We start from the raw sequence: 6,892 nt of genomic DNA, 5'->3' as shown, positions 1-6,892 counted from the left end.
GGCTTTTCCCTTTGTACGGGCGGGGAGACTCGAACTCCCACACCTTGCGGCACTAGATCCTAAGTCTAGCGTGTCTACCAATTCCACCACGCCCGCATAGAATGCTCGATAATCCTTTACGATTATCGGGATGCAAATATAAAGCAAAATTTCAATTTACGATACTCTCGCATTAAAAAGTTCTTTTCGTAATTTAGACCCTATAACATTGCCTTTAATCCTTACTATGGTAAAAGAATTAGCCAAGATGATCGATCATTCCATTTTACACCCGATGTTCGGTCAAAGTGATTTGGAAAGGGGGTGTGCTGTGGCAAAGAAATATGACGTAGCCTCAGTCTGTGTAAAACCATATATGGTCGAAACTGCCAAGTCACTGCTAAAAGACACTGATGTCAACATTGGTTGCGTCATTGGGTTCCCTTCAGGCAATTCAACCCGGGACACCAAGGTTTTTGAGACCCTTGCGGCTTGTAAAGCAGGCGCAGTCGAAATCGATATGGTCATCAATATCGGCAAGGCATTGGACGGGGATTGGAAGTACATTACCGATGAAATTAAGGCGGTAACCGATGCCGCCCATACGAATGGCGCCGTAATCAAGGTCATTTTTGAAACCGATTATGTTCAACAAAAGGAGCATATTGTAAAGCTATGTGAAATATGTACCCAGACCGGGGTTGACTGCGTTAAGACCTCAACGGGATTCGGATTTGTAAAGAATGAAGCGGGCACCTATTCCTATACCGGGGCGACTATTCCCCATTTGACCTTGATGAAAAATTCCATAGGGCCAAAGGTCAAGATGAAGGCAGCAGGCGGGGTTCGTACCTTAGACCAACTTTTGGCCGTACGAGAGGCAGGCTGTTCTAGATGCGGTGCCACTGCAACGGCCACCATATTGGACGCGGCCAAAGAACGGTGGCCCATGGGCTGAACATGTAACCCATAGCTGATTTTAATCAGCTGAAGGGTATTGAAAACCATCATGGCTTTCCTATCATCCGCACAAAATTCGTACCCGTCCATTTTATCCCTGGTACATAAAAACAGGGAAATCATTGAATTGCTTGCATATAGAAAAATTTCAATTTAAGATTCATGCCCTTTAAAAAGTAGTTTTTGTAAATTTGACCATACTTCAAAGCCAAATTCATGCAAACTAGCTCAGAATACCTAGCCCAACACAAAGAACGATTTAAAAACGAGCTCATTGAACTTCTTAAGATGCCATCAATCAGTGCGGATTCGGCATTTTACCAAGATGTGATCAACACAGCCGAAATGGTTGAAAAAGCATTGAAGGAGGCAGGATGCGACCATGTGGAAATCTGTGAGACCAAGGGCTATCCCATTGTGTATGGCGAAAAAATAATCGATCCTGATTTACCCACTGTATTGGTCTATGGCCATTATGACGTACAACCACCCGATCCCCTGGAGCTGTGGGACTCCCCTCCTTTTGAGCCTGTCATCAAGGAAACGGAAGAACATCCTGAAGGGGCCATTTTTGCACGAGGAGCGAGTGATGACAAAGGCCAGATGTATATGCACGTAAAGGCATTGGAGTTTATGGTGAATACGGACCAATTGCCCTGCAACGTTAAATTCATGATCGAGGGGGAAGAAGAAGTGGGTAGTGTGAATATTGCTGCCTATGTCGCCAACAATAAAGAAAAATTGAAAAATGACGTGATTCTGATATCCGATACCGGAATGATCGGCAGGGAACACCCTTCTATCACTACCGGATTACGCGGTTTGAGTTATGTCGAAGTGGAGGTAACCGGTCCGAATCGCGACCTGCACTCCGGTCTTTATGGAGGTGCCGTTGCAAATCCCATTAATATATTAGCCAAAATGATCGCCGCTTTACATGATGAAAACAATCATATAACCATTCCGGGATTTTATGACAAGGTTGAGAAATTATCCGCAGAGGAGCGGGCCGAAATGGCCAAGGCACCCTTTGATCTTGAAGCCTATCAAAATGCGCTAAAAATTGAAAGTGTATTTGGTGAAAAAGGGTATACCACTAATGAACGGAATTCCATTAGACCTACCTTGGATGTCAACGGAATTTGGGGTGGTTATACAGGAGAAGGTGCCAAGACCGTAATTCCAAGTAAGGCCTATGCCAAAATATCCATGCGTTTGGTACCCCATCAAGATTGGGAAGAGATCACAGAACTTTTTACAAACCATTTTAACAACATAGCCCCTAAAGGGGTAAAAGTCAAGGTAACCCCACATCACGGGGGACAGGGTTATGTAACCCCGATTGATACCATAGCCTATAAGGCGGCTTCCAAAGCCTATGAAACAACGTTCGGTAAAACGCCAATACCACAACGAAGTGGTGGCAGTATCCCTATCGTTTCACTTTTCGAGAAAGAACTTGACAGCAAAACGATATTAATGGGCTTCGGGCTGGATAGCAATGCCATTCATTCACCCAACGAGCATTTTGGCCTCTGGTTTTATTATAAAGGGATAGAGACGATTCCTTATTTCTACAAGTATTTTACGGAAATGAGTGCAAGGTAAGAAACAAGACCGCTACGCTATTCGAATAAAGCACTAAGACCGTTTAGCAGAAAGTTTACAGTTTCTAGTAAAAATCAGATTTTCTTCACATACTTCGTGATGATCACGATTTGTTGTGCCCCGACTTTACCTTCGATGTATTCCGCATTTTCCCTATCCAAGGAAATACGACGCACTGCCGTACCTTGTTTGGCCACCATACTCGACCCTTTTACTTTAAGATCTTTGATAAGTATTACATTATCCCCATTTTCCAAGACTACCCCGTTCACATCCCTATGAACTATTTTCTCACTTGCATCCTGACCTTCCCCTGTAGCCTTTGCCCAAGTTAGCATCTCATCATCCAAAAACATCATATCCAATAAATTCTGGGGCCATCCCTCTGATTTCAAGCGCGATAGCATTCGCCATGCTACGACTTGAACAGCAGGGTGTTCGCTCCACATACTATCATTCAGACAACGCCAATGATTGGAATCGGTCATTTCCGGGTTTTCGATTTGCCCAATGCATGTTTCACACCCAAGTAAACTGCCATCAACACCACCAGTCGATACCGGGGGTACTTCATAGATTTTTAAATTTTCCGTTGCGCCGCACAATTCACATTTTGAACCGCTCCTTGATTGTAAATTTTCCAATACTTCCATGCCTTATTTTTAATGTTTGTAAAACTACATTAAATATTATTTCTAGTTAGAAATTATGGCTTCAGAAAAAAATATTACTCTACACTTGTAGAATTAAAATATTTATTCTATGTTTGTAGAAGTCAATCCAAAATCACAGCACATGCAATTGTCAAAAACGGAAGAAGAGCTTATGAACATCCTCTGGAAGCAACAAAAAGCCTTTATGAAGGATTTGTTGGAAGCTTATCCAGAACCACGCCCTGCGCCTACCACCATAGCCACCTTGCTAAAGCGCATGACCGATAAGGGTTTCGTGGCCTATAAAAGCGCTGGTCGCTCAAGGGAATACTACCCAACGGTGAAGAAAAAGGACTATTTCTCAAAACATGTAAATGGATTGATAAAAAATTTCTTTAATGACAGCGCCTCCCAATTTGCATCTTTCTTTACCCAGGAAACTGATCTGAGCAAAGACGAATTGGAAGATCTTAAAAAACTTATTGACCAAGAACTTAAAAAGAAATAGGCATGTTGTTGTATATTTTCAAATCCACCGCCATTCTTGCTATTCTCATATCGCTTTACAAGCTATTTCTTGAACGGGAAACTATGCATACTTTCAAACGTTATTATTTATTGGGAGCTATATTACTGGCCTATTCCATTCCATTGCTAACGTTTGTTGAATATGTCGACATCCCTGTTGTTGCCCGCACCGTAGGGCGACCAAATCCCAATCAAGCAGCGCTCATGAATGCCCCTTATGAACGAGATTTAATGGCCTATGTACCGGTGGTATTATGGAGTGTCTATTTTCTGGGCTTGGCGCTATTTGGTTTCAAATTCATTAAGAACCTTTCGGACATCATCGCAAAGATCCGAAGGAATCCGAAACTTAGAATCAACCGAATTACCAATGTGCTTCTAAATCAAAGCATCACCCCACATACTTTTTTCAGCTATATCTTCTTGAATAGACAAAGGTTCGAGGCAAAGCAGATTCCACAGGAAGTACTTTTACATGAAGAAACCCACGCTAGGCAAAAACATAGTTTGGATGTGCTTTTCATAGAATTCCTTCAAGTAATTATGTGGTTCAATCCATTCATTTATGTGATAAAAAAGTCCATTAAACTCAACCATGAGTTCTTGGCAGATCGGGAAGTGCTCACCAAAGGAGTACCTCCTGCCTTATATCAAAATATATTATTACGGTTCTCATCAGACCCCTATAATCAGCATTCAGCCAAGTTGGCCAACGCCATCAATTATTCATCAATCAAAAAACGATTTACAGTCATGAAAACAAAAACATCGAAAAAATCAATGGTACTGCGAAGTATCGCATTGCTACCCATTATGGCCCTTTTGATCTTCGGGTTTAGTGAAAGAAAAGTCACGGTGATTGAATCAACGGTCAAAACAAGTGTCCCAGGTATTACGCAATATATCCCTACAGAAAATATCGATATTCGAATTACCGAAAATGGGGACCTTATTCTTCAAGAAAGGGATGTCATTACTTTGAAAAGCCTTAAATCACATTTGTCAGTATATAATACCCAACTTTCCAAAGAACAACGATCTGAGGTTGTTAGGGCAGCAATTCGGCCAAAAGCCGATGTGTCATTGGACCTATTGGAACGTATAGAGGCGATTTTGGTTGATTATGGGGTTGCCCAGGTGAACATTATCGGTCCGGAAGAATACACCGATCCAAATCTGCAAACCATCGAGCAAAAAGAGGCTTCCCAAGAACAAATCGATACCTACAATTCGTTGGCCAAAAAGTATACTACCCAACCTGTAAAAACCAGGGTAATCCCATTAAAAGACCTTCGAACGTTAGAAAAACTTTACAGGTCGATGAATGCCCAACAAAAGAAAGTGGTGAATCCTTTTCCAGAATGCCCTCCTCAGGAAGGTGCCACTAAAAAACAGATCAAAGAGTACAATGTCTTGGCCAAAAAATACAATCGCCAATTGAGTGATGCCAAAGAAATTCGAATTCTTAAATCCGATGTAGAAAGATTGGAACACCTACATGGATTAATGACCCATGAACAAAAAGAAAATGCCGAGCCTTTTCCCGATTTCCCAGAGCCGCCAGCACCACCAAAGGTTCCCGAATCACTTAAAGTGAAAAAAGGAGGGAAAAGCGATATTCCACCTCCACCTGCCCCGCCCAGTCCACTTCGACATCAAGACGCGGAGGCTCCTAATATTATCGATGAAATCATTGCAAATCAAGATCCTTACGACAACTTAAATACTATGGACCCTATGCCCTCTTCTAAGAAGATTTCTATTGACCTACCTCCTATACCACCAACGCCCATTTCACCCTTGGACCATGTGATTGAAATGGCTAAAAAAGATGCTATTTTCTATTATGGAGGAAAGGAAATCAGCTCAGATAAAGCCATTGACATTCTCAAGAAGAATACGAATATCAATATCGACACAAGGGGCAGCAAGAGCAAACAACCTGTTGTAAGACTATCCACAGAACCCATAGTTATCCAAAACTAAACAAAATCATAAATTCCTGAAACAAGCCTCGATTTTCGGGGCTTTTTTGTAACAAATCTTTAAACTTGGCGTTCTAATTATCTATATGAACCATCAATCAAAAATCAGAACACTATGTTACAACAGTTTTTTATCCTCTGTTCAGGGGCAGATTCCGCCATTTTAAAAACTTGCTCTGAAGGAGAGCAAAACAAGTATGCCGGTATTGGCGCCACCGTATTCTTTACTGCAGTCATGGCCTTTTTGGCCAGTGCGTATGCCCTTTTTACCGTTTTCGACACGATTTATGCCGCAATTTTATTTGGTCTTATTTGGGGACTATTGATTTTTAATCTGGATCGCTTTATTGTTTCTACCATCAAGAAACGGGATAGGTTTAGCAATGAGCTATTACAGGCGACCCCACGTATTATTTTAGCTGTTATCATTGCTGTTGTGATTTCAAAACCCCTTGAAATGAAGATTTTCGAAAAGGAAATCAATCAGGTATTATTGGAACAGAAAAACGAACTCACTTTGGCCAATAAGGACCAAATTGCGTTGCAATACACCCCGGCAATTGAAAAGCTGAATCAGGATATTGCCACATTAAAAACCGAAATCGATACACAGGAAGCGGAAACCAATGCCCTCTACGATATCTATATCACTGAGGCCGAAGGTACCGCTGGCACTATGCTTTTGGGTAAAGGCCCAGTGTATGCAGAAAAGCGGGAAAAACACGATGCCGCTTTGGCCGAATTGCAACAATTGAAAGCGGCCAACGGGGAAAAAATAAAAGGCCTGGAGTCCCAAATCGTCAATTTGCAGACCGAATACGCAACCACGGTCACTGGCTCGCAACCCATTATCGATGGCTTCGATGGACTCATGGCCCGCATCAATGCCTTGGGCGAATTACCTTGGTTCCCATCGTTCTTTATTTTTCTATTGTTCCTCGCTATTGAAACCTCGCCCATTGTAGCCAAACTGTTGGCCCCCAACGGGTAATATGACATTAAATTGGAAGAAGAGGAGAGCATCCTCAAAACCTGGGTTACCCAAAAAGTAAGGCAACGTGAGCAAATATTAGCGGCCGATACCGCTTTGAACCATAAGATCTATAGCGAAATCGAAGAGGAAGAAGCCGTTTATGCCCATAAAAAACAAAAAGCCGAGGAGCTGCTTAAACTTCAGGC

General features: G+C 42.1%; 5 protein-coding genes, 1 tRNA gene and 1 pseudogene. 5 read left to right on the top strand and 2 right to left on the bottom strand.

The window, feature by feature from the left end:
* Positions 1 to 14 precede the first annotated feature (14 nt).
* Positions 15 to 96: transfer RNA gene (locus WBM98_RS09320), tRNA-Leu, on the bottom strand.
* A gap of 130 nt (positions 97 to 226) precedes the next feature.
* Here WBM98_RS09320 and deoC point away from each other — a divergent pair.
* On the top strand, positions 227 to 937 hold the full coding sequence (deoC, locus tag WBM98_RS09315) for a deoxyribose-phosphate aldolase (protein ID WP_424365748.1): 711 nt from the start codon (positions 227 to 229) through the stop codon (positions 935 to 937).
* Between the two features lie 218 nt (positions 938 to 1,155).
* On the top strand, positions 1,156 to 2,547 hold the full coding sequence (locus WBM98_RS09310) for a dipeptidase (RefSeq protein WP_424365747.1): 1,392 nt from the start codon (positions 1,156 to 1,158) through the stop codon (positions 2,545 to 2,547).
* A 74-nt stretch (positions 2,548 to 2,621) separates the two neighbouring features.
* Here the strand turns inward: WBM98_RS09310 and WBM98_RS09305 are convergent, their stop codons facing one another.
* Positions 2,622 to 3,200, bottom strand: coding sequence for a PhnA domain-containing protein (locus WBM98_RS09305; RefSeq protein ID WP_424365746.1), 579 nt, complete (start codon positions 3,198 to 3,200; stop codon positions 2,622 to 2,624).
* Positions 3,201 to 3,342: 142 nt separating this feature from the next.
* On the opposite strand from WBM98_RS09305, the gene WBM98_RS09300 reads away from it, so the two are divergent.
* The 3 genes and pseudogenes from WBM98_RS09300 to WBM98_RS09290 form a co-directional block, all read left to right on the top strand.
* Positions 3,343 to 3,708, top strand: a complete 366-nt coding sequence (locus WBM98_RS09300) for a BlaI/MecI/CopY family transcriptional regulator (RefSeq protein WP_424365749.1) — start codon at positions 3,343 to 3,345, stop codon at positions 3,706 to 3,708.
* Positions 3,709 to 3,791: 83 nt separating this feature from the next.
* On the top strand, positions 3,792 to 5,714 hold the full coding sequence (locus WBM98_RS09295) for a M56 family metallopeptidase (RefSeq protein WP_424365745.1): 1,923 nt from the start codon (positions 3,792 to 3,794) through the stop codon (positions 5,712 to 5,714).
* A gap of 114 nt (positions 5,715 to 5,828) precedes the next feature.
* Positions 5,829 to 6,892: pseudogene (locus tag WBM98_RS09290) on the top strand (DUF4407 domain-containing protein); the annotation flags it as partial.

Origin of the sequence: Maribacter sp. (assembly GCF_049667165.1) — a bacterium.
Lineage (GTDB): Bacteria > Bacteroidota > Bacteroidia > Flavobacteriales > Flavobacteriaceae > Maribacter_A.
Note: the sequence above shows the minus strand (reverse complement) of the source record. Positions and strands in the feature narration are given on the sequence as shown.

Coding starts and splice junctions, on each gene's coding strand:
- WBM98_RS09295 (WP_424365745.1), top strand. CDS start 3,792: ATGCATACTTTCAAACGTTATTATTTATTGGGAGCTATATTACTGGCC.
- WBM98_RS09310 (WP_424365747.1), top strand. CDS start 1,156: ATGCAAACTAGCTCAGAATACCTAGCCCAACACAAAGAACGATTTAAA.
- WBM98_RS09305 (WP_424365746.1), bottom strand. CDS start 3,200: ATGGAAGTATTGGAAAATTTACAATCAAGGAGCGGTTCAAAATGTGAA.
- deoC (WP_424365748.1), top strand. CDS start 227: ATGGTAAAAGAATTAGCCAAGATGATCGATCATTCCATTTTACACCCG.
- WBM98_RS09300 (WP_424365749.1), top strand. CDS start 3,343: ATGCAATTGTCAAAAACGGAAGAAGAGCTTATGAACATCCTCTGGAAG.